23 protein-coding genes are annotated in these 21746 nt (G+C 68.0%); 9 read left to right on the forward strand and 14 right to left on the reverse strand.

Annotated features, from left to right (window positions below):
* Genes hpaH through hpaR form a run of 8 tightly spaced genes read right to left on the reverse strand, consistent with a single transcriptional unit; the run spans position 1 to position 6437 of the window.
* Entirely contained in the window at positions 1–813 is an 813-nt protein-coding gene (gene hpaH, locus VSO01S_RS13545; RefSeq protein WP_068643220.1) for a 2-oxo-hept-4-ene-1,7-dioate hydratase, read from the reverse strand.
* Positions 814–823: 10 nt separating this feature from the next.
* Positions 824–1225 carry a 5-carboxymethyl-2-hydroxymuconate Delta-isomerase gene (locus VSO01S_RS13550; protein ID WP_068643222.1) on the reverse strand — a complete coding sequence of 134 codons (402 nt, stop codon included), beginning with the start codon at positions 1223–1225 and terminating at the stop codon, positions 824–826.
* 16 nt (positions 1226–1241) lie between these two features.
* Positions 1242–2105, reverse strand: a complete 864-nt coding sequence (gene hpaD, locus VSO01S_RS13555; protein WP_068643224.1) for a 3,4-dihydroxyphenylacetate 2,3-dioxygenase — start codon at positions 2103–2105, stop codon at positions 1242–1244.
* Positions 2106–2107: 2 nt separating this feature from the next.
* Positions 2108–3571 carry a 5-carboxymethyl-2-hydroxymuconate semialdehyde dehydrogenase gene (gene hpaE / locus VSO01S_RS13560; protein WP_068643226.1) on the reverse strand — a complete coding sequence of 488 codons (1464 nt, stop codon included), beginning with the start codon at positions 3569–3571 and terminating at the stop codon, positions 2108–2110.
* Positions 3572–3584: 13 nt separating this feature from the next.
* A complete protein-coding gene (locus VSO01S_RS13565; protein WP_068643228.1) occupies positions 3585–4562 on the reverse strand; it encodes a Bug family tripartite tricarboxylate transporter substrate binding protein in 978 nt (325 codons plus the stop codon).
* 41 nt (positions 4563–4603) lie between these two features.
* On the reverse strand, positions 4604–5374 hold the full coding sequence (locus VSO01S_RS13570; protein WP_068643230.1) for a fumarylacetoacetate hydrolase family protein: 771 nt from the start codon (positions 5372–5374) through the stop codon (positions 4604–4606).
* Positions 5371–6000: a fumarylacetoacetate hydrolase family protein gene (locus tag VSO01S_RS13575; protein WP_281179833.1), complete on the reverse strand. Its 630-nt coding sequence runs from the start codon at positions 5998–6000 to the stop codon at positions 5371–5373. Before VSO01S_RS13575 ends, VSO01S_RS13570 begins: the two co-directional genes overlap by 4 nt.
* Positions 5997–6437, reverse strand: coding sequence for a homoprotocatechuate degradation operon regulator HpaR (gene hpaR / locus VSO01S_RS13580; protein WP_068643233.1), 441 nt, complete (start codon positions 6435–6437; stop codon positions 5997–5999). The genes VSO01S_RS13575 and hpaR overlap by 4 nt, the downstream gene beginning before the upstream one ends.
* A gap of 101 nt (positions 6438–6538) precedes the next feature.
* Here hpaR and radA point away from each other — a divergent pair, with 101 nt between their 5' ends.
* The 4 genes from radA to VSO01S_RS13600 all read left to right on the forward strand — a co-directional run bounded on the left by radA (position 6539) and on the right by VSO01S_RS13600 (position 11361).
* A complete protein-coding gene (gene radA / locus VSO01S_RS13585) occupies positions 6539–7939 on the forward strand; it encodes a DNA repair protein RadA (RefSeq protein ID WP_068643235.1) in 1401 nt (466 codons plus the stop codon).
* Positions 7940–8008: 69 nt separating this feature from the next.
* The gene (locus tag VSO01S_RS13590) at positions 8009–9616 is read left to right on the forward strand and encodes a BCCT family transporter (protein WP_084241856.1); all 1608 of its coding nucleotides are present in this window, start codon (positions 8009–8011) and stop codon (positions 9614–9616) included.
* Between the two features lie 76 nt (positions 9617–9692).
* Complete coding sequence (locus tag VSO01S_RS13595; protein WP_068643237.1) at positions 9693–10904, forward strand: Fic family protein; 1212 nt, start codon at positions 9693–9695, stop codon at positions 10902–10904.
* A gap of 37 nt (positions 10905–10941) precedes the next feature.
* Positions 10942–11361: a glycerate kinase gene (locus VSO01S_RS13600; RefSeq protein ID WP_068643239.1), complete on the forward strand. Its 420-nt coding sequence runs from the start codon at positions 10942–10944 to the stop codon at positions 11359–11361.
* 72 nt (positions 11362–11433) lie between these two features.
* Here the strand turns inward: VSO01S_RS13600 and VSO01S_RS13605 are convergent, their stop codons facing one another.
* Positions 11434–12435: a recombination-associated protein RdgC gene (locus VSO01S_RS13605; RefSeq protein ID WP_068643241.1), complete on the reverse strand. Its 1002-nt coding sequence runs from the start codon at positions 12433–12435 to the stop codon at positions 11434–11436.
* A gap of 181 nt (positions 12436–12616) precedes the next feature.
* On the opposite strand from VSO01S_RS13605, the gene VSO01S_RS13610 reads away from it, so the two are divergent.
* From VSO01S_RS13610 to VSO01S_RS13630, 5 genes are read left to right on the forward strand one after another with little or no spacing between them, the layout of a single operon-like run.
* Positions 12617–13552 (forward strand): branched-chain amino acid transaminase, encoded by a 936-nt coding sequence (locus tag VSO01S_RS13610; RefSeq protein ID WP_068643243.1) that lies wholly within the window; start codon positions 12617–12619, stop codon positions 13550–13552.
* Between the two features lie 8 nt (positions 13553–13560).
* The gene (locus VSO01S_RS13615; RefSeq protein ID WP_068643245.1) at positions 13561–13770 is read left to right on the forward strand and encodes a zinc-finger domain-containing protein; all 210 of its coding nucleotides are present in this window, start codon (positions 13561–13563) and stop codon (positions 13768–13770) included.
* Complete coding sequence (locus tag VSO01S_RS13620; protein WP_245684204.1) at positions 13754–14662, forward strand: glycosyltransferase family 2 protein; 909 nt, start codon at positions 13754–13756, stop codon at positions 14660–14662. Before VSO01S_RS13615 ends, VSO01S_RS13620 begins: the two co-directional genes overlap by 17 nt.
* 20 nt (positions 14663–14682) lie before the next feature.
* A complete protein-coding gene (locus VSO01S_RS13625) occupies positions 14683–15435 on the forward strand; it encodes a glycosyltransferase family 2 protein (protein WP_245684205.1) in 753 nt (250 codons plus the stop codon).
* Between the two features lie 14 nt (positions 15436–15449).
* Positions 15450–16700, forward strand: coding sequence for an O-antigen ligase family protein (locus VSO01S_RS13630; RefSeq protein ID WP_068643248.1), 1251 nt, complete (start codon positions 15450–15452; stop codon positions 16698–16700).
* 18 nt (positions 16701–16718) lie between these two features.
* On the opposite strand, the gene VSO01S_RS13635 is transcribed toward VSO01S_RS13630, so the two are convergent.
* The 5 genes from VSO01S_RS13635 to VSO01S_RS13655 form a co-directional block, all read right to left on the reverse strand.
* A complete protein-coding gene (locus VSO01S_RS13635; protein WP_068643250.1) occupies positions 16719–17636 on the reverse strand; it encodes a hypothetical protein in 918 nt (305 codons plus the stop codon).
* Between the two features lie 30 nt (positions 17637–17666).
* Complete coding sequence (locus VSO01S_RS13640; RefSeq protein ID WP_068643252.1) at positions 17667–18941, reverse strand: O-antigen ligase family protein; 1275 nt, start codon at positions 18939–18941, stop codon at positions 17667–17669.
* A gap of 57 nt (positions 18942–18998) precedes the next feature.
* On the reverse strand, positions 18999–20204 hold the full coding sequence (locus tag VSO01S_RS13645) for an ATP-binding protein (protein WP_068643254.1): 1206 nt from the start codon (positions 20202–20204) through the stop codon (positions 18999–19001).
* A 31-nt stretch (positions 20205–20235) separates the two neighbouring features.
* On the reverse strand, positions 20236–20964 hold the full coding sequence (locus tag VSO01S_RS13650) for a response regulator (RefSeq protein ID WP_068643256.1): 729 nt from the start codon (positions 20962–20964) through the stop codon (positions 20236–20238).
* Positions 20965–21046: 82 nt separating this feature from the next.
* Positions 21047–21746, reverse strand: a 700-nt coding sequence (locus tag VSO01S_RS13655; RefSeq protein ID WP_084241859.1) for a beta-ketoacyl synthase chain length factor, incomplete at its 5' end; no start/stop codon positions are given.

The following is a 21746-nucleotide window of genomic DNA, read 5'->3' on the forward strand; positions in this document are numbered from 1 at the left end:
TCAGTTCTCCTCGGAAAAGCGGAAGGCAATGGAGCCCATGGGGCCGTAGTCGGCGTGGAAGGTGTCGCCCGGCCTGGCGTTGGTGGGGCGGGTGAAGGAGCCGGCCAGCACGATCTCGCCGGCCTCCAGGCATTCGTCCCACGGCGCGAGCCTGTTGGCCAGCCATGCGATGCCGTTGGCCGGGTGGTTGAGAACGCCCGCGGCCACGCCGGTTTCCTCGATCACGCCGTTGCGAAAGAGCAGAGCGCCCACCCAGCGCAGGTCCACCGCGTCGGGCTTCATCGGCCGGCCGCCGAGCACGAGGCCGGCGTTGGCCGCGTTGTCGGAGATGGTGTCGAACACCTTGCGCGGCGCCTTGGTGTGGCGGTCGAACTGCTCGATGCGCGCGTCGATGATCTCGATGGCCGGCACCACATAGTCGGTGGCGGCCAGTACGTCGAAGATGCTCACGCGCGGGCCCTGCAGGCGCTTGCCCAGCACGAAGGCCAGCTCCACTTCCACCCGCGGCGCGATGAAGCGCGTGAACGGGATGTCGCTGCCATCGGCAAACAGCATGTCGTCCAGCAGCAGGCCGTAGTCGGGCTCGTCGATCTGGCTGGACTGCTGCATGGCGCGCGAGGTCAGGCCGATCTTGTGGCCGATGGGCTGGCGGCCCGCGGCGATCTTGGCGGCCACCCATTCGCGCGAGATGGCATAGCCGTCCTCCACGGTCATCCCGGGGTGGCGCTTGGAGAAGTGCTCCACCTGCACGCGCGTCTTCTCGGCCTCGTCCAGTTCGGCGGCCAGGTTCTTGATGGTGGCTTGTGAAAGCATCTCGGGGTTCTCAGCTGAAGAAGGCGTGCAGGTTGCCGATCTTGGCGTCGTACACCTGGCCCGGCGCCTCGTCGATCTGGAAGGTGATGCCCACCGGCCGCCGGGCCAGCAGGGGCGCGAAGTGCGCCTTGGCGCAGGCCGCGAGCGCCTCGCCGATGCGCTGCTTCACCGCCTCGCTGCGGCCCGAGGCCATGCGCAGGTTGAGGTAGGCGAAGGCATGGTCGCCGCTGGTGTCGGCCACCGCGTAGTGGGCGGCCGGATAGGCCAGCACCCGCGTGCCGCCGGTGGGGAAGACCTGGCGGCCTTCGTCGTCCTTCTGCGCGAGCATGGTGTCGGCCAGCTTGCGGGCGAGGCCGCCCATGTCGGCGTCGGCTTCGATGTTGGGCGTGTAGAGGATGACGAGGTGCGGCACGGTTTCTCCTTGCAGTTCAGGCGGGCAGCGGCGTCACCGGAAAGACCGCGTTGATCTGGCCGGTGCCCGAGCTGCCGAAATAGGGCGTGATGATCTCGGCGGGCGCCTCGTAGCGGTCCCAGCCGAGCAGGCCCAGCAGCATCGCAGTGTCGTGCATGTCGCCTTCGCCCCAGCACTTGTCGGCGTACATGGGCAGCATGCCGACGAAGGTCTTCCAGTCGCCCTGCTCCCACAATTGCACCACGCGGCGGTCCACCTGCTCCAGGAAGGGGTCGTACACCTTGTGCATGAACTCCGGCGCGCGGCCGTTGTCGGCAAAGTGGTGCGAGAGCGATCCGCTGGCGAACACGGCCACCGTGCCGTTGTAGCGCTCTTCAATCGCGCGGCGCACCGCCAGGCCGAAGCGGCCCGATTCGTGCAGGTCGTGCCAGTCGCACCAGCCGCTGATGCTGATCACTTTGTAGTGCTGGTCGCTGTTCATGTAGCGCATGGGCACCAGCGTGCCGTATTCCAGGTCGAGCGTGGTGTCGCTGTGGGCGCGGCTCTTCACGCCCATCTCGTTGGCCACGTCGGCGATCAGTTGGCCCAGCTGCGGGTTGCCCGGGTAGGCATAGGGCATGTTCTTGATGAAGTGCGGCAGCTCGTTGCTGGTGTAGATGCCCTCGAACCTTGGCCCGCAGTTGATGTGATATTCGCTGTTGACCTGCCAGTGCACGTCGAACACCACGATGGTGTCCACGCCCAGGGCGCGGCAGCGGCGGTCGATTTCCTTGTGGCCGTTGATGGCGGCGCCCCGGCAGCCGAAGTTGGGCCCCGGAAATTCCGACAGGTACATGGACGGCACATGCGTGATCTTGGCCGCCAGAGCGAGTTGGCCCATGGTCAGACTCCCCAGTGTGGAATGTGGTGAGAACCCAATGAGACGGCGACGTTCTTCGGCTCGCAGAAGACCTCGTAGCTCCAGGTGCCGCCCTCGCGTCCGGTACCACTGGCCTTGGTGCCGCCGAAGGGCTGGCGCAGGTCACGCACGTTCTGGCTGTTGACGAAGCACATGCCCGCCTCGATGGCGGCAGCCACGCGGTGAGCGCGGCCGATGTTCTCGGTCCACACGTAGCTGGAGAGGCCGTACTGGATGTCGTTGGCCAGGCGGATCGCGTCGGCCTCGTCCTTGAAGGGAATCAGGCAGGCCACAGGGCCGAAGATCTCGTCCTGCGCGATCTTCATGCGGTTGTCCACGTCGGCGAAGACGGTGGGCGCCACGTAGTTGCCGCGTCGAACGCGATCGGGCAGGCCGGCCGGCGTCTCGAGGCCGCCGCACAGCAGCGTGGCACCTTCCTTGGGGCCCAGCTCGATGTAGCTGCGCACCTTGGCCAGGTGGGCCTGCGAGATCATCGGGCCGACGATGGTCTTCTCGTCGAGCGGGTCGCCCACGGTGATCCGCTTGGCGCGTTCCACGAACCGGGCAACAAAGTCGGCATAGATGCTCTGCTGCACCAGGATGCGCGAGCCTGCGGTGCAGCGCTCGCCGTTGTTGCTGAAGATCATGAACACGGCGGCATCGAGCGCGCGGTCCAGGTCGGCGTCGTCGAAGATGACGAAGGGGCTCTTGCCGCCCAGCTCCATGCTGAATTTCTTCAGGCCCGCACTCTTGACGATGCGGTTGCCGGTGGCGGTGGAGCCGGTGAAGGAAATGGCGCGCACGTCGGGGTGGGCCACCAGCGGCTCGCCGGCCTCCTTGCCCAAGCCGTGCACCAGGTTCAGCACGCCGGGCGGAATGCCGGCTTCCAGCGCCAGTTCGCCCAGCCGCGCCGCGGTCAGGGGCGAGAGCTCGCTCATCTTCAGCACGGCCGTGTTGCCGAAGGCCAGGCAGGGCGCGACCTTCCAGGTCGCGGTCATGAAAGGCACGTTCCAGGGGCTGATGAGCGCGCACACGCCCACCGGGTGGAACAGCGTGTAGTTCAGGTGCGTGGGCGTGGGGTAGGTGTGGCCGTCCACCCGCGTGCACATCTCGGCAAAGTAATAGAAGTTGTCGGCCGCGCGCGGCACCAGCTGCTTGCCGGTCTGCGCGATGACCTGGCCGCAGTCGTTGGTCTCGGTCTGCGCGATCTCGGGCACGTTCTTGGCGATCAGGTCGCCCAGCTTGCGGATGAGCCTGGCGCGCTCCGGTGCCGGCATGCCGGCCCACTTGGGAAAGGCTTGCTTGGCGGCGGCGACGGCGGCGTTCACCTCCGCTTCGCCGCCCGAGGCGACTTCTGCCAGCACTTCCTGCGTGGCCGGGTTGACGGTTTCGAAGTAGTCGCGGCCTTGGACGGCCTTGCCGTCGATGAGGTGGTGAATCTGTTGCATGGGAGGGTTGTCGTCAGTCGAGTCTGATGTCACTCGCCTTGATCAGCGCGTGCCACTTCTTGCGTTCCACGTCCACCAGGCGAGCCATCTCGGTGGCGTCGGCGGGGCGTGCTTCCCAGCCGGCGTCGTAGAGCTTCTGCTTCACGCCGGCGTCGGACATGCTCTTCATCAGGTCGCTGCCCAGTCGCGCCTGGATCGGCTTGGGCGTGGCCGCCGGCGCCACCAGGCCCTGCCAGGTGTAGGCCTCGACGGCGATGCCCAGTTCCTTGGCGGTGGGCACCTGCGGCAGCTGCGGTACGCGCTCGCCCGACATGGCCACCAGCGGCACCACCTTGCCCGCCTTGACGGCGCTGATGCCGCTGGGCAGGTCGAGCATCATCAGCGGTACCTGCCCGCCCATCAGGTCCTGCAGGGCGGGCGCGCCGCCCTTGTAGGGAACGTGCTGCATCGACACGCCGGCCTCGCGCTGGAACAGCTCGTAGGCCAGGTGGTGCGGGCTGCCGGTGCCGGGAGTGGCGATGCTGTACTTGCCCGGCGACGCCTTCAGCGCGGCCAGCAGCGCCTTGGCGTCGCTGAGGCCCGCAGTAGGCGCAGCGGTGATGATGAGCGGCGAGCGGCCCATCAGGCCCAGCATCGCGAAGTCCTTTTCGGCGTCGTAGGGCAGCTTCTTGTAGAGCGCCGGGTTGTAGACCAGCACGCCGTTGTCGGCCGTGAACACGGTGTAGCCGTCGCCGGGCGAGCGCGCCACGTTCTCCGACGCGATGATCGCGCCGGCACCGGGGCGGTTGTCGACCATCACCGGCTGCCCCAGGTTCTGCGAGAGCTGCGCGCCGGCGGTGCGCGCCAGGAAGTCGGTGCCGCCGCCGGCCGGATAGCCCACCACCCAGCGCACCGGGCGCGCGGGGTAGTCCTGCGCCTGCGCGGCGGTCGGCAGGGTGGAAGCGGCGGCGAAGCCGAGCGCGGCAAACCAGCGGGAAGCCTTGTCGAACATGGGTTGTCTCCGGTCTATGGGGGGGAATTCGCTCGCGTCGTTCAGCCGGCGCGAATGGTGTTGACCAGCGCGCCGATGCGCTCGATTTCGGTCACCACCACATCGCCCGGCTGGCAGTCGACCACGCCGTCGGGCGTGCCGGTCAGGATCAGGTCGCCGGGCGAGAGCGTCATGAATCGGCTGAAGTACTCGATGAGGAAGGGCGCGTCGAAGATCATGTCCTTCGTGCTGCCCGACTGCGTGAGCTGGCCATTGACCGTGGTGCGCAGCGCGAGCGCGCCCGGGTCGGGCACGTCCGCGGCGTCCACGAACCAGGGGCCGATGGGCGTGCAGGTGTCGCGGTTCTTCACGCGCAGGTTGGGGCGGTACCAGTTCTCCAGGTAGTCGCGGATGGCGTAGTCGTTGGCGACCGTGTAGCCGCCGATGTAGTCGCGGGCGTCTTCGCGCTTCACGCGGCGCGCCGTCTTGCCGACCACGATGGCCAGCTCGCATTCGTAGTGCATGAACTGCACGCCGGCCGGACGGACCGTGTGCTGCCGGTGGCCGATGAGGGCGCCCTGGCCCTTCACGAAGACCAGCGGCTCTTCCGGCGCCTTGAACTCCAGCTCCTTGGCATGGTCGGCATAGTTCAGGCCCAGCGCGAGGATGGTGCGCGGCCGCGGCGTGGGCGCCAGCGGCGGCAGCCAGGTGAGCTGTTCCTGCGGCACGACGCGGCCGTCATCCAGGCGAACGGCGGCGTCGGGTTGCCCGTTCCATTCGTGTGCGGTGCCGCGGTGTTCGCGGCCTTCGAAGACGACGCGTGCGTGCTTCATGCCGCCACCTCCGCGACCAGCGTGTTGCGCAGCGCGGCGAAGCCCGGCGCGGAAATGTCGATGCGGTCTCCGGCGCGCGCCAGCGGGCGGCCCAGGTCGCAGCCCAGCATCAGCACGTCGCCCGGCTGCAGCGTCATGAAGGCCATGACGTCCGCCAGCAGCTGCGGGGCAGGGCGCACGAGCCCGGAGAAGTCGATGGATTGCCTGAGCGCGCCGTTGATGCGCACCTCCACGCGGATGGCTGCGGCGTCCGGCAGCGTGGCCGCCTCACGCACCGCGGGGCCCACGCCCAGGAAGCCGTCGAGGCACTTGAACTTCACCGGCGGGCGGAAGAAGCTCGCATGCGGAATGGAAAGATCGTTCATCAGCACATAGCCGGCGACCCGGCCCGCATCGCCCATCACCATGCCGACGCTGGCGCCCACCTCCACCTCGGGCACGTCCTTCGGCACGACGATGTCGCTGTCGTGCGGGCTCCAGGTGTTGGCGGTCTTCACGTAGAGCACCGGCGCCTGCGGCGGCGCCTTGTAGGGCGGCTGCTTCATCTGCGCGGCCATGGCCTCGCGCTCGGCGCGGAAGTTGAGCAAGGTGCCGTACACCGTGCCGGCCGGAAGAAAGGCGTTCACTCGGGTTGCTCCAGTGCGATGAGTTCGTCGAGCAGGGTGTAGAGCTGGCTGAGCTTGCTCTTGCCCAGCGAGGACTCGAGCCATGCGTAGTGCGCCTCGACCGCGCCGGACAGCCGCTTGACCAGCTTGCGGCCCGCCGGCGTGGCCTCGATCACGCTGCGCCGCGCGTCCTGCGCGTCGCGGCTGCGCACGATGAGGCCGTCGCGTTCCATGCGGGCCAGCACGCCGGTCAGGCTCGGCCCCAGGATGAAGGCCTCGCGGGCCACGCGCCCCGTTTCCACCGCGCCGTGCTCGCCCAGCACGCGCAGCACGCGCCATTGCTGGTCGGACAGCTGGTGCTCGCGCAGGCTGGGGCGGGTGTGCGCCATCACGGCTTCGCGCGCCTGCAGCAGCAGGCGCGGCAGGTTGCGGTGGGTGAACGAGGTGGTGGTGCTCATCGTCTCCGTGCTCGATTTATTTAATATATTAAATGTTTCTTGCAGGGACGTGCAAGAGGCCGAACCCGCAAGGCCTTGCGGCGTGTGCCTACACTTGGCGAATGGCCAAGGAAAAAAGCATTTACGTGTGCGGGGAGTGCGGCGGCACCAGCGCCAAATGGCTGGGCAAGTGCCCCAGCTGCGGCGCCTGGAACACGCTGGTGGAGCAGAGCGCCTCCGCCGCGGGCGCCGGCGCTGCCAACAACCGCTTCGGCAACACCGCGCAGTTCGCGTCGCTGGCGGGCTCCTCGGAGCTGATGCTGCTGTCGGAGATCGAGGCGGTGGACGTGGCGCGCACGCCCACCGGGCTGGATGAACTCGACCGCGTGCTGGGCGGCGGCATCGTGGCCGGCGGCGTCACGCTCATCGGCGGCGACCCGGGCATCGGCAAGTCCACGCTGCTGCTGCAGGCGGTGGATGCCTTGCAGCGCGCCGGCCAGAACGCGCTGTACGTCACCGGCGAGGAAAGCGGCGCGCAGGTGGCGTTGCGCTCCAAGCGCCTGGGCCTGTCGCAATCGCAGGTGCAGGTCATGGCCGAGATCCAGCTGGAAAAGATCATCGCCACGCTGGATGCGGCGCGGCCGGCGATCGCGGTCATCGACTCGATCCAGACGGTGTATTCGGACCAGCTCACCTCCGCGCCCGGCTCGGTGGCCCAGGTGCGCGAATGCGCTGCGCATCTCACCCGCTTTGCCAAGACCAGCGGCACGGCAGTGGTGCTGGTGGGCCACGTGACGAAGGAAGGCGCGCTGGCCGGGCCGCGCGTGCTGGAGCACATGGTGGACACGGTGCTGTACTTCGAGGGCGACACGCATTCGAGCTTCCGGCTGGTGCGCGCCATCAAGAACCGCTTCGGCGCCGTCAACGAGATCGGCGTGTTCGCCATGACCGAGCGCGGCCTCAAGGGCGTGACCAACCCCAGCGCGATCTTCCTGAGCCAGCACACCGAGCCGGTGCCCGGCAGCGTGGTGCTGGTCACCCTCGAAGGAACACGCCCCATGCTGGTGGAGGTGCAGGCCCTGGTCGACAACGGCGGCCCCAGCCCGCGCCGGCTGTCGGTGGGCCTGGACCGCGACCGCCTGGCCATGCTGCTGGCGGTGCTGCACCGCCATGCCGGCGTGGCCTGCATGGACCAGGACGTGTTCGTCAACGCCGTGGGCGGCGTGCGCATCGGCGAGCCGGCGGCCGACCTGGCGGTGATGCTGGCCATCACCTCCAGCCTGCGCGGCAAACCGCTGCCCAAAGGGTTCATCGCCTTCGGCGAAGTCGGCTTGGCGGGTGAGGTTCGGCCGGCGCCGCGCGGCCAGGAGCGGCTGCGCGAGGCGGCCAAGCTCGGCTTCTCGGTGGCCATCGTGCCCCGCTCGAATGCGCCGAAGAAGGGTGGGCGCGATTTCGAGGGCCTGACCATCCACCCGGTCGATCGCATCGAGGAGGCGATGGAGGTGGTTCGCACCCTCGATTGATATTCCGGCGGCGCGGCGCGCGCCTGGGCACAATCGCACCGCCCGACAAGAATTTCAAGGAGAGGTTTCATGCAGCTGATCGTTTCCGCAGGCGCCATCGCGCTCATCGTGATCTGGGGCCTGCTGTCGCCGGCCACGCTCGGCAGCTTCTTCAACACGGCGCTGGCCAGCATCACGCACAACTTTGGCTGGCTCTACCTGTGGCTGGTTCTTGGGCTGGTGGTGCTGGCGTTCTTCCTGGCCTTCAGCCGCTTCGGCGACCTGAAGCTGGGCGACACCGACGACGAGCCGGAGTTCTCGCTGCATGCATGGTTCGCCATGCTCTTTGCCGCCGGCATGGGCATCGGCCTGGTCTTCTTCGGGGTGGCGGAGCCCGTGTCGCACTACGGCTCGCCGCCGGACGGCGTCACGCCCAACACGCCCGAGGCGGCGCATGTGGCCATGCGCTACGCCTTCTTTCACTGGGGCCTGCACCCGTGGGCCATCTACGGCGTGGTCGGCCTGGCCATTGCCTTCTTCACCTTTCGCCGCAAGGCCCAGCCGCTGGTGAGCTCGGTGACCGAAGCGCTGCCGTGGAAGGTGGTGCGCCTTCTGTCGCCGGCCTTCAACGTGCTGGCCATCGTGGCCACGGCGTTCGGCGTGGCCGCCTCGCTGGGCGTGGGCGCCACGCAGATCAACGGCGGGCTGCATGCCGCCTTCGGCATTCAGGTGTCCGCGGTCAACCAGGCGATCATCATCGTGGTCACCACCCTCCTGTTCCTGACCTCCGCGGTGACGGGGGTGGAGCGGGGCGTGAAGTGGCTGTCCATCGGCAACCTGATGCTGGCGGCGCTGCTGGCGCTGTTCGTGCTGGTGGTGGGCCCCACGGTGGCCATCATCGACACCTTCACCACCACGCTGGGCTCCTACCTTTCGGAGTTCGTGCGCATGAGCCTGCGCATGACGCCCTTCCGCGACAGCACCTGGGTGGGCGACTGGACCATCTTCTACTGGGCCTGGTGGCTGGCGTGGTCGCCCTTCGTGGGCCTGTTCATCGCGCGCGTGTCCAAGGGCCGCACCATCCGCGAATTCATCATGGGCGTGGTGCTGGCGCCCACGCTGGTGGGCTTCGTGTGGTTCGCCATCTTCGGCGGCGCCGCGCTCAACCTCGAGATCTTCCGCCAGGTGCCGCTGGCGGCCGCGGTGAAGGACGACGTGGCCACCGCCATGTTCGTCATGTTCAACGCCATGCCGGCCAGCGGGCTGCTCTCCTTCGTCGCCACCTTGCTGGTGTTCATCTTCTTCGTCACCTCGGGCGATTCGGCGACGCTGGTGCTGGGCACCATGAGCACCCAGGGCGACCCGAATCCACCGGCCAAGGTGAAGATCATCTGGGGCGTGCTGGTGGCCGGCATCGCGCTGAGCCTGCTGCTGGTGGGCGGCATCAAGGCGGTGCAGGCCGCCACCATCGTCTTCGCGCTGCCGTTCTCGGTGGTGCTGCTGCTGATGGCCATCTCGCTGGTCATGGCCGTGCGGGAGGATTGGCACGCCGAAGACGTGCGCGAGCGGCACCTGCACAGGAAGCTGCGCGAGTGGGTGAGCCGGGAGGATGCGGCGGGTGGTGAGGCGACGGCCAAGGTGCCGCCAACAGCGTCGCGGTCGCTCGCGAGTCCGGTGGAAAAACCGGAAACAAGATGATCGAAGGCTCTATTTAAGTAATTGATTAATAACAGATAACTCGTAGAATATTCCGGAAACGAAACCGGAAATATTCATGGCATCGATTGCCCCCGCCCGGGTCACCGTCTTCGACGCCCCGCATCAATTCGAGCCGCTCCTGCCTGCCCAGCGGCTGGACGAATTGCGCGACATGACGCGGGCGATCTTCGAGAGCTCCGCTGCATTGAAGAACGCCACCGCCGAGCCGGTGCGGCAGGCGCTGCGCGACGTGGTGCGCTCGATGAATTCGTACTACTCGAACCTGATCGAAGGCCAGGGAACGCATCCGGCCAACATTGAACGGGCCCTGCGCAAGGATTTTTCAACCAAGCCGGACGTCGCCAGGCGCCAGCGCTTGGCCCTCGCGCATATCGATGCGGAAATCGAGCTGGAGAGGCGCATCACGACCGAGGCCAGCGCACTTGGCAGCTCGTTCCTGCAGGAAGCGCATCGAAGCCTCTACGGACGGCTGCCCGAAGAGGATCGCGTGTCGGAGCACGGGCGTGTCGTCGTGCCCGGCGAGTTGCGCCGGGTCGATGTGGCGGTCGGCCGCCACCAGCCGCCCACGTGGAAATCGCTTCCAGCCTTCCTGGCCCGCATGGACGATGTCTACGGGCGACTCAAGGGCGTCGACGCGGTTCTGTACACCATCGCATCCGCCCATCACCGGATGATGTGGACGCACCCGTTCGAAGACGGAAATGGACGGGCAGTGCGGCTGCAGACGCATTGCGCGATGTACCTGCTGGCCGGTGGCCTGTGGTCCGTGAATCGCGGCCTGGCGCGCGATCGACAACGCTACTACCTGATGCTCGACGAGGCCGACAGCATGCGCCAGGGCGATCTGGATGGCCGCGGCAATCTGAGCGAGAAGGCGCTCTGGCAGTGGTGCGAGTACTTCCTGGGCATCTGTTCAGACCAGGTGGGTTTCATGTCCCGCATGCTGGACCTTCATCAGCTCAAGGAGCGCCTGAAGACCTACATCCTCGTGCAGCGCTCCCAGCTTGGCGTGCCCGAATATCGCGAGGAGGCGGTGCTGCCGGTCCAGATGCTGGCCGCCGCCGGCACGCTGTCTCGCGGTGAGTTTTCCCGAATGACCGGACTCGAGGAGCGCACCGCCCGCAAGGTGATTTCCAGGTTCCTGGCAGACGGGCTGCTGCGCAGCCAGGGCCATCGGGAGGCGCTCAGCCTCGCCTTCCCGCTGCAGTCCTTGAGCATCCTCTTTCCCAGCCTGTACCCGGAAGCCGCGGCTGCGGTCACCGACTGATCGCCTGCCCCCGCCGTCCGGCGACAATCCGGACACCATGAACTTCCGAAGAATCCTCGTGCCGGTGATCAGCGTGCTGCTGATCGCAGGCGCCTACCGGGCCTACGGCTGGCCCGGCGTGGCTTTCATCACCGGCGCCATCGTCCTGTACCTGCTGCTGCACTTCAACCGCACCATGCATGTGCTGCGGCGTGCGGCCGACCGTCCCATCGGCAGCGTGGCGAGCGCCGTCATGCTCAATGCCAAGCTGCGCAAGGGCGTGAACCTGCTGCACGTGATGGCGATGACGCGCTCGCTGGGCGAGCTGCGTTCGCCCAAGGACGAGCAGCCCGAGATCTTCCGCTGGAGCGATGCCGGCGGCTCCTATGTCGATGCCGAGTTCCACGGCGGCAAGCTGCGCAGCTGGAGCCTGACGCGGCCGGAGGCGAACGACACGACCGACACCGAAGTGTCGTAGCGCCAGGCAGGGCATGGCGGCCCAGGCGGCCGCCATGCGCCGCGCCGGGCCTCAACCGCCCTTGTTGCGCCCTCAGAAGGGCGCTTCTTCTTCCTCGACCGATTGCGGCGCGCTCGATGCCGGCGCGGCTGCTGCGGCCGCAGCGCCTGCATCGGCCAATGCCGGCGCGCCGATCTCCTGCTCGCCGCCCAGCGCCTCCAGCAGCGCAGGCAGCAGCTGCCCCAGCTCGCCGGTGGCAATGGCGACGTCGGCGTCGAAGTCGTCCTCCTTCTTGTCCGCGCCCGGGGCCGCCTTGTCGGTGCCTTCGAGGAACACCAGCTTGCGCAGCTGCATGCCCTCGGTCAGCTCGAAGGAGACGCGGTCGTCCCAGGTCATGGCCAGGCGGGTGGGGCGCTTGCCGTTCTCGATGTGCTGGCGCACCTCGTCGATGTCCAGCGCGTGCTTGGCATAGCGCACCACCGCCTTCGACTCGTCGGTGGCCTTGAGTTCGCACTCGCGGTCGATGGTGAATTCGGCCGGCGGCTCCTGGCTGTGCAGCCAGCCCGACATCGCGGCGGCCGGCTCCACCCGGGTGTGGATCAGCGACACGCCGAAGCCCGAGAGCGCCTGCACCAGGCTGCTCACCACCTCGTCGGCACGCGCGGCGTTGGAGGCATTGACCGCCAGGCGCCGGTTCTCGCGGTCGATCCAGACCGTCACGCGCGCATGGCGGCTGAAGGCCATGGGCAGCAGCTCGCGGGTGATGTCTTCCTTGAGCTCCTTCTGTTCCTTCTTGCCGGGCTTGCGGCCGGTGGTGGCCTCGATCTGGGCCACGCGCTCGTCGAGCTTGCGGCGCACCACCGAGCCCGGCAGGGTCTTGGCCTCGATCATGAATTCGAGCACCCACTGGCCGTCCACCGATTCGATGAGCGGCCCGTGCTCTTCCCCGCGCGGCGGCACCCAGCCGACCGATTTTTCCTGGCTGGCGCCGCAGGGCGCGAAGCGCAGCGGCTGCAGCGCTTCTTCCGCGGCCACGAAGTCCTGCGACCAGGCGGGTTCGATGCGATAGACGATGAGATTCTTGAACAAGGACACGGATTCCCTTTTCTTGCTGACTGACTAGATGACGGGTCCTGGCGGACGGAACCGGCGGGGCGGCAACGGCGGCCCGGCCAAAAAAGGGTCCATTGTCACTGCGCTGGGGGCCCGGGCGCAGCCGGCGCCCGCCCGGTAAAATCTCCGCCTTCTCGACCCCCTCCCACCCCAAGGACAAGACATGAGCGCGCTTCCCTCGATGGCCGACCGCGACGGCAAGATCTGGATGGACGGTGAACTCGTGGAATGGCGCGACGCCAGAATCCACGTGCTGAGCCATACGCTGCACTACGGCTGCGGCGCCTTCGAAGGCGTCCGTGCCTACAACACGGTCAATGGCACCGCCATCTTCCGCCTGGAAGAGCACACCGACCGCCTGTTCAACAGCGCCAAGATCCTGCGCATGAAGATCCCCTTCAGCAAGGAGCAGCTCAACGAGGCGCAAAAGCAGGTGGTGCGCGCCAACAAGCTCGAAAGCTGCTACCTGCGCCCGCTGGTGTGGATCGGCTCCGAGAAGCTGGGTGTCTCCCCCAAGGGAAACACCATCCACGCTATGGTCGCCGCCTGGGCCTGGGGCGCCTACCTGGGCGAAGAGGGCATGAAGCGCGGCATCCGCGTGAAGACCTCCAGCTACACCCGCCACCACGTCAACATCACCATGACGCAGGCCAAGGCGGTGAGCAACTACAGCAACTCCATCCTGGCCAACATGGAAGCCACCGAAGACGGCTACGACGAGGCCCTGCTGCTCGACTCCGCCGGCTTCGTCTCCGAAGGCGCGGGCGAGAACATCTTCGTGATCAAGGGCGGCGTGGTCTACACCCCCGACCTGTCGGCCGGCGCGCTCAACGGCATCACCCGCAACACGGTGCTGCACATCTGCAAGGACCTGGGCCTGGAGCTGGTGCAAAAGCGCATCACCCGCGACGAGGTCTACATCGCCGACGAAGCCTTCTTCACCGGCACCGCGGCAGAAGTGACGCCCATCCGCGAACTCGACCGCGTCGAGATCGGCAGCGGCTCGCGCGGCCCCATCACCGAGAAGATCCAGAGCGCGTTCTTCGACATCGTGAACGGCCGCAACCCCAAGTACGCCCACTGGCTGACGAAGGTCTGAACAAGAACATGAACGCAAAAGCCGTTGTCGAACTCCTGGCCAAGGACCTCAACCCACAGGGTGGGGTGTTCTGCCCCAGCCCCAAGGCCGACATGAAGCTGTGGAACAGCCACCCCAAGGTCTACCTGGACGTGGCCAAGCTTGGAGAAGCCAAGTGCCCTTATTGCGGCACCGTCTACCGGCTCAAGGTGGGCGAGCATTTTGGCGCCCATCATTGACCCACTGATCGTCCACGACAACGCGCCGGCGCTGGCGCAGGTCACGGTCATCGTCGTGACTTTCAACAGCGCGCATTGCCTGCCCGTGCTGGCCCAGGGGTTGGCCGATTGCCCTCACGTCATCATTGTGGACAACGCCAGCGCCGACGGTTGCGCGGCGCTGGCCCGTGAACTGCTGCCCCAGGCGCGAGTGATCGAATTGCCCGCCAACCAGGGCTACGGCGCGGCCAACAATGTGGGGATCGCGCAGGCGGACACCCCCTATGTGCTGTTGCAAAACCCGGATTGCGTGTTCGATGCCGCTGGCATCGCCGAGCTGGTGCGGCTGGCCCAGGCCGATCCATACGCCGCCATGTGGGTGCCGCAACTGCTGGAGCCCGACGGGCGGCCGCAAATCAATTACGGAATGCCCCGCCATTGGGGTGAGCCGAACTCGATGGGTGCGCAGGGGCCGTTGTGCGTGGGCTACGCGTGCGCGGCGGCGCTGCTGATGCACCGCGAACGCATGGCCCCGGTGGGCTTCTTCGACCCGCGCTTCTTCCTCTACTACGAAGACGAAGACCTGTGCCTGCGCGCCTTCAACGCCAAGTTGCCCATCGTCGTGCTGCCATCGGTGCATGTGATCCACCTGTCGCGCAGCTCGGTGCGGGGAGGCCGGCCCTGGAAGGCGGAATATTGGCGCGGCTGGCATCACGCGCAATCCAAGATCCGCTTCACGGCCAAGCATTTCGGCCGCGCGCAGGGAGAGAGCCTGTTGCGGCGCACGTTGGCTGTCGAGGTGGCGCACCTGGGCCTGCGCATCGTGCTGGTGTCGCCGCGCCTGGTGGCGCGCGCCTGGGGACGGGTGCGGGGCCTCTTCGCCCTGTGGCGGCACAAGGATCTACTGGCATGACACGGCGCCTGACGATTGGCGTGCTCACGCTCAACGAGGAGTCGCGCATTGCCGCCTGCCTGCAAAGCGCCGCCTTTGCCGATGAACTCATCGTAGTGGACAGCGGGAGCACCGACCGCACGGTGGAAATCGCCCGCGCCCACGGCGCCACGGTCCATCTGCATGCAGACTGGAAGGGCTTCGCCGTGCAGCGAAACCGCCTGCTGCAGCACGCCACAGGCGACTACCTGTTCTTCGTCGATGCCGACGAAGTGATCAGCCCCGAGCTGCGCGACGAGGTGCAGGCGGTGGTGCGCTCCGGCCTGCCGGGCTCCTGGACGGTGCGCTGGCGCGTGGTCGCCTTTGGCCGCGAGCTGCGTCACTTTCGGGGACAGGCGCCGGTGCAGCGGCTGTTCCGGCGCGATCAGCTGCAGGGGTTCACGGGGCTGGTGCATGAAACGCCAACGTTCACCCAGCCTGACCTGCCGCGGGCCGACCTGCGCGGTCCGTTGCTGCACCATTCGCGCGAAACGATCTACGGCAGCCTGAAAAAGCTGGCCCAGTACGTCGCGCTGGGTGCCGAGAAGCGCCGCGCCGCCGGCAAGGCGGGCGGCATCATGGTCGGATTGCTGATGTCCAGCGTGCTGTTCCTTCGCCTGTATGTGGTCAAGGGCGCCTTTCTGGATGGCGGACCCGGCTTTCTGTTTTGTTACTTCATCGCGCAGGAGATATTCCTGCGCTATGTCGCGACGCGCTATGACGACCAGGCGCACGCGCCTCATGTCGGACGCTGATCTTGCAAGACCTCGTGACCCCTGATTCCCAACTGTCCTGGCAGCGCGTGGCCAACTTCTGCGCCTTCGCCTTTCCCGCGATGAGTGTCGGTCTTTCCAGTGCTGGCTATGGGGCGGGCGGCGCCCTGCTGTTGCTGGCGGCGCTGCTGGCCTGCCGGCACTGGATGGGCCTGAAGGCGCGTGACGCCTGGCCGCTGGTGGCGGCCTTCCTGTTCTTGAGCCTGACCTGGCTGCTGGACGAATTGCGCACCGGGCGTGGCTGGGGGGCGCTGGATCGGCCCGTCAAGTTCGTGCTGATCCTGCCTGGCCTGTGGTTCCTGATGCGTTTTCCGCCGCGACAGGTCTGGCTGTGGGCGGGCATCGGCGCCGGGGCCATCGTGGCGGGCCTGCGCGCGCTCTATGACTGCTTCGTGCTGCACATGGAACGCGCCGACGGCCAGATCAACGCCATCCAGTTCGGCAACCTGGGCCTGCTGCTGGCGGCGATGAGCGGCGTGGGGCTGGTGATGTGGTGGCCCAGCCACCGCACACGGCTCGCGGGCCTGCTGCTGGCGTTGGGTGTGCCCATGGGCACATTGGCTTCGCTGCTGTCGCAAACGCGCGGCGGCTGGCTGGCGCTGGCGCTGGCGCTGCCCGTGCTGCTCTACATCGGCTGGCGCTGGCTGGACCGGCGCCGGTTCGGGCTGGCCATGGCGGCGCTGCTGGCCGGCGCTGTCATCGTGGGCGCGCTGGGTGCGTCGCGGCTGGAAAAGCGCGTCGACGAAGCCACGCAGGAGATCAAGCTGTATGAAGACAAGGGCGTGGCCGAGAGCTCTGTCGGCCAGCGCCTGGCGCACTGGAAGGCGGCCTGGGCCATGGGCCGCGAACGCCCCCTGCTGGGCTGGTCGCAAGCGGGCTACGCCGCGGAAAAGGCGCGCATGGTGAATGCCGGGGAGGCACCCGCCTTCATCGAGCCATTCACTCACGTGCACAACGAATTCCTGGACGTCTTCGCCAAGCGCGGCTTGCTGGGCGTGGTGGCCCTTGTTGCGATGTATGGGGTTACGGCCGGCGTGTTCTGGCCGCGCAACCGCGACCAGGCCGGCCCCGAGCAACTGGGCCTGCGCGTGGCGGGGCTGCTGCTGCCCGTGGTCTACGCGGGCTGCGGCCTGACGCAGGCCTTCCTCTGGCACAACAGCGGCACCATGTTCTACGTGTTCATGACGGCGCTGCTGTTTGCTTCGCTGCGAGGCGTGCGGCTGCGGACGGAGGAAGCGGGGCGATAGCCCGGGCTTCGGGCCGCCCTAGCTGCGCCAGCGCAGCAGCAGCGCCCGCAGGTCGATGCGCCGCTTGTACCAGGACGCCCGGTATTTGTTCAGCAGTTGCTGGCGGCGCAGCGCGGGGTCTTGCCGCAGCGCGTTCAACCGCTGCTCGTCCCAGTGCAGGCGGCCCAGGTGCTCGGCCTCCTGCGGCACGCTCAGGCCGGCAGGCAGTGCGGCAAAGACCTCGCGCAAGTAGTGCGGCGCCTGCAGGCTGTGCGGCCAGTAGTGATGCAGGGCATCGCCCAGCGCATGCATCCGCAAGCGCTGTGCGCCCAGCAGCGAGAGCACGATCTGCTCGATGTAGTTGCGTGGGCGCAGGCGCGGCAGCAACCAGTCGCACAGGCGCAAGGCGTCGTCCAGAAAAGCGGCGGCGTGCTGCGGCGCCAGGCCGATGGCCCCGGCGTTCCACATGTGCCAGGGGCCGGGCGGGACGCGCCAGGTCTCCAGCAACTGGCCTTGATGGCGCTGCAGAAATTTGAGGTAGCTGGGGAAGAAGCTGGCGGACAGCGGTCCTTCATCCACGTGCATGACCATGGCATCGCCCGCCGGTGCAGCCAGGGCGGCGAAGGCCGCATCGGGCAGGGCTCTCCAGCGCGTGTCGCTGTCGACATAGAGAAAGGGCGCGTCCAGCTGCCGGGCCGCCAGGCGCAGCACTTCCAGCTTGATCCGGTGCACATAGTCCAGCGGGCCGCGCCAGGCCGCGAGTTGGGCGGAATCCAGGGCATGGACCTGGATCAGCGGATGCACCGGCAAGCGCTCGGGCTGTTCGGCATAGACGCAGATGCGCAGATCGTACCGCTGCGCCTCGAGCATGAGGTTCAGCGCCGTCAGGATGGACAGGCGCGCCTGGTCGTAGTACTTGAGGGGGCCGTGAACGACGTAGACGATGTGCTGCTGCATGGCGCGTTTATAGCTGCGGGGCGCGCCCATTCAGAGCAGCGTGCCGCCGGCTTTCGGGTCGTCCCTTCGCAGCAGGCCCGACAGGCGCGGTGGGAGCACGGCTTGCCAGGGGCTGCCGCGCTCCTGCACCAGCCGCAGGCAGAGCAGGGCGATCAGCAGCAGGCTCAGGCCGATCTGCGCGTCCCGCATGCCTGAATTGAAGCTGCTGCCCATGAGCAGGGTCAGCATGGCCACGAAGCCGATCCGTCCGGTCATGTCCGGGCGCTTCCATGACGCCCAGATGCCGGCCAGCACGATGGCCAGCAGCGCCACGAAGCCGGGAATGCCGGCCTGCGAACCGATCCACAGGTAGTCGTTGTGGGGCATGTTCTTGTATTGGATGACCGGCGGCGCCCGCTTCTTCCACTCCGGGGTCCAGGCGCCAATGCCCAGGCCGGCCACCGGCGCGTCCAGCATCATCTCGCCGGTCAGCTTGTACATGTAGTAGCGCGTGACCCAGCTGTCCTCCGATTCCAGGCCGGCGCTGGCCTGCTCCACTTCATGGATGCCGGCCGCGAACCTCGCCTTGATCGATTGCGGCAACTGCCACACGCCCACGCCCGCGATCAGCACCGCCACCGCCAGGGAGGCGGCCAGCCCGAGCCGGTGGCTGCGGTATTGATGGAAGCATGCGGCAAAGATGCAGGCCAGCATCGCCAGCAACGAAGTCCTCGACGGCAGGGCCAGGCTCACCACCGCCACCATGAGCGCCGTGACGGCAAAGGCCGGTCCGGCCCAGTGCCACCGCCGCGCATCGCCCAGGTGCGCCATGCCGAGCACGGCGGCCGCCGCGCCGATGGTGGCGAAAAGCAATGCGTCATTGATCGACTTGTTGCCTTGAATGGAAACGACCGCCCGCCAGATCTGTGCATCGGGCAGCAGCCCCAGGTGGTGCAGCAGGATCAGCCCCAGGCTGATCACCGACACCAGCAGGAAAGCCCGCAACGCCCAGATGCACTCTTCGCGCGAGAGGGCCAGGGCCAGCAGCACGGTCACGGCGATGCGCACTGCGTGAAAGAACTCCGTACCGGTTTCCTTGCCGTAGTGCGGCCGGATGGCCAGCACGATGAGGGTCCAGGCCAGATAGGCCACGATGGGCCAGAACAGCGGATTGCTTCGCACCCGCTGCGCGCGCTCGCGCCAGTTGCCGCCCACGGACATGGCGATCATGAGGAACAGGAAGGCGGCGTAGTTGACGCCCACCGGCATGTAGACCACGAAGCCCCAGAAGGCGGCCGCGTGGCACGCGAGACGAGTACGGAACATGGGGCGGGATTCTAGGGATGCCGCCCCACCGCTGGCTGAACGGCGCGCTGGCCGCCGTCAGCGCGGCAGCGTGATGACGAAGCTCGCCCCGCCGCCGGCCCGCGCCTCGCAGCGCACGCTGCCGCCATGGCGCTCGGCAATGGACTTCACCAGCGCCAGGCCCAGGCCGACGCCGCCTTCGCGCTCGCTGGCGCCGGGCAGCCGGTAGAAGGGCTCGAAGATGCGCTCGCGCAGCGCCGGCGGCACGCCGGGCCCGCGGTCGCTGACCACCACCTTGGCCTGCCGCCCGTCGGCCTGCAGCTGCAGGCTGACTTCGCTGGCGCCGCCGTAGCGGCGCGCGTTCTCCAGCAGGTTGCGGATGGCGCGGCGCAAGAGGCGCGGCACGCCGCGCACCGTCAGCGCATCGGTGTCGGTGCCCTCGGGCACGTCCAGCTCGGCCTCGGTGCGTGCGCATTCCTCGGCCGCCAGGCCCACCAGCTCGACGCTTTCCACCGTGCCCATGTCGGCTTCGCGCGCATCGAGGCGGCTGGCCAGCAGGATCTCGTCGATGAGCTGGTCCAGCTCGGCGATGTTGCGCGAGATCTCGGCGCGCGTGACGGCGCTCGGGTGCTCGCCCATCAGCTCCAGCGCCATGCGGATGCGCGTGAGCGGCGAGCGCAGCTCGTGGCTGGCATTGGCCAGCAGCGACTTGTGCGAGCGCACCAGCGTCTCGATGCGCGCGGCGGATTCGTTGAAGCGGGCGGCCAGGTCGGCCACCTCGTCGTCGCCGTCCTGCGCGGCGCGGGCAGAAAGGTCGCCCTCGCCCCAGCGCTGCACGCTGCGCTGAAGCACCTCCAGCCGCTTGGTCAGGCGCCGCACGATGGGATACACGCCCAGGGCCACGGCCATGCCGACCAGCGCGATCAGCCAGCCGGGGCCGTAGGGCGTGCGCCACCACGGCGGCGGCGGGCGCCTGCCGTCGGGGCCGGGCGTGTCCTGGCGGCGCGCCATTTCCAGGGTGAACTTGCGTCCGTCGTCCAGCGACACGTCGAACACGATCTTGTTGCCCGGCACGCGCATGGCCGAGCCGCCGCCGATCTTGCGGTCCTCTTCGTCGGTCACGGTGACCACGCGCGGAATCTGCGAGACGCGTTCGCGCTCGTTCTCGATGGCCAGGCGCATCACCCAGCTGGCGGCAAAAGTCAGCACGATCACGCCGCCGACCACCGCCAGCCAGATGCGCACGTACAGGTGGCGCGAATAGGGATTGAAGAGCTTGGCCATCGGCTGCGCTTTCCTGCGTTCGGGGACTTCTTCAGTCTTGCTGCTTGGCGAAGACATAGCCCACGCCGCGCACGGTGAGGATGCGCTTGGGGTTCTTCACGTCGGCTTCGATGGCGGCGCGGATGCGGCCCATGTGCACGTCGATGGAGCGGTCGAAGGCCTCGAGCTCGCGCCCGCGCACCGCCTCCATGATCTGGTCGCGCGTGAGCACGCGGCCGGCGCGCTCGGCCATCGCCACCAGCAGGTCGAACTGGTAGGAGGTGAGCTCGGCCTCGTTGCCGGCCACCGTGACGCTGCGCGCGTTGCGGTCGATCTCCAGCGTGCCGAAGCGCATGACTTCGCTGGTGGGGGCCGCGCTCACCGGCGTGCCGTCGCCGCGGCGGCGCAGCACCGCGCGGATGCGTGCCAGCAGTTCGCGCGGCTCGAAAGGTTTGGGCAGGTAGTCGTCGGCGCCGATCTCCAGGCCGATGATGCGGTCCATCGGGTCGCCCTTGGCGGTGAGCATCAGCACCGGCACCTTGGCCTGCGGGCCGGGCAGGGCGCGGATGCGGCGGCACACGTCCAGGCCGTCGGTGTCGGGCAGCATCAGGTCGAGGATGACCAGGTCGGGCGTCTTGTCCTGCAGGGCGGCCATGCCGCTCGCTCCGTCGCCCGCGTGCGTCACGGCCATGCCGGACTGGGTGAGGTATTCGCTGACCATCTGCGCCAGGCGCAGGTCGTCTTCGATCATCAGCAGCTGGGGGGTACTCATCTTCTGCATGCTCGCGCTTCCCCGGCAAGCAGGGTTGAAGGCTTTGTAAAGTTGGGTAAAGGAAGCTTCGCAGCGAGCCCCAGGAACCGAGTCAGGCGAGCGGCCGGATCGACAAATGCAAGGCCAGGCGCGCGGACAGCGGCAGCGCCAGCTGCGCCTCGCCGCCGCGGGCCAGCGCCTCGTAGATCGGCAGCGCGTCGGCCAGGCTGTTGCCCTGCAGCGCGCGGGCGGCGTCCGACTGCAGTGCGAGCGGCTGCGACGGCCCCGTGGCCAGCGACCAGTCGAAGGCGGCCACCGAGCGTTCGCTGCGCTGCGGCGCGATCACCATGGCGGCGGCCAGCATGCCCTCGCTGTGCACGGCCGAGGCCAGCGGCCCGACGGCCTGCACGTCGAAGCCGGTGAGCAGCACGGCCTGCTGGTCGCAGGCGCACTGTGCGGCGGCCTCCAGCAGACCGGCGGCAAAGGTCGCCTCGAAGGAGGACACCGAGTTGCTCGACGCCATGCAGCCGGTGCCGATGGTCCAGTAGCCCACCGCCGCGTTGTGCACCGAGTTGTGGAACTTGGTGGGCGACAGCAGCGTGGGCTCGCTGGCCAGCGTGGCGCACATGTAGTCGTTGATGGCCAGGTCGCCATGCGCCGAGGCAAAGATGCAGGGCAGGTCGACCGCCTGCCGGCCGGCCGCGGCCACTGCGGCGGCCGCCACTTCGAGCGCGATGGCCACCGAGTCGGGCGCGCGGCGGCGCTCGGCCGGTGCCAGCACCTGCGGTGCCGGCCGCTTCACTGGTGGATCC

Source organism: Variovorax soli NBRC 106424, assembly GCF_001591385.1.
Classification (GTDB): domain Bacteria; phylum Pseudomonadota; class Gammaproteobacteria; order Burkholderiales; family Burkholderiaceae_C; genus Variovorax; species Variovorax soli.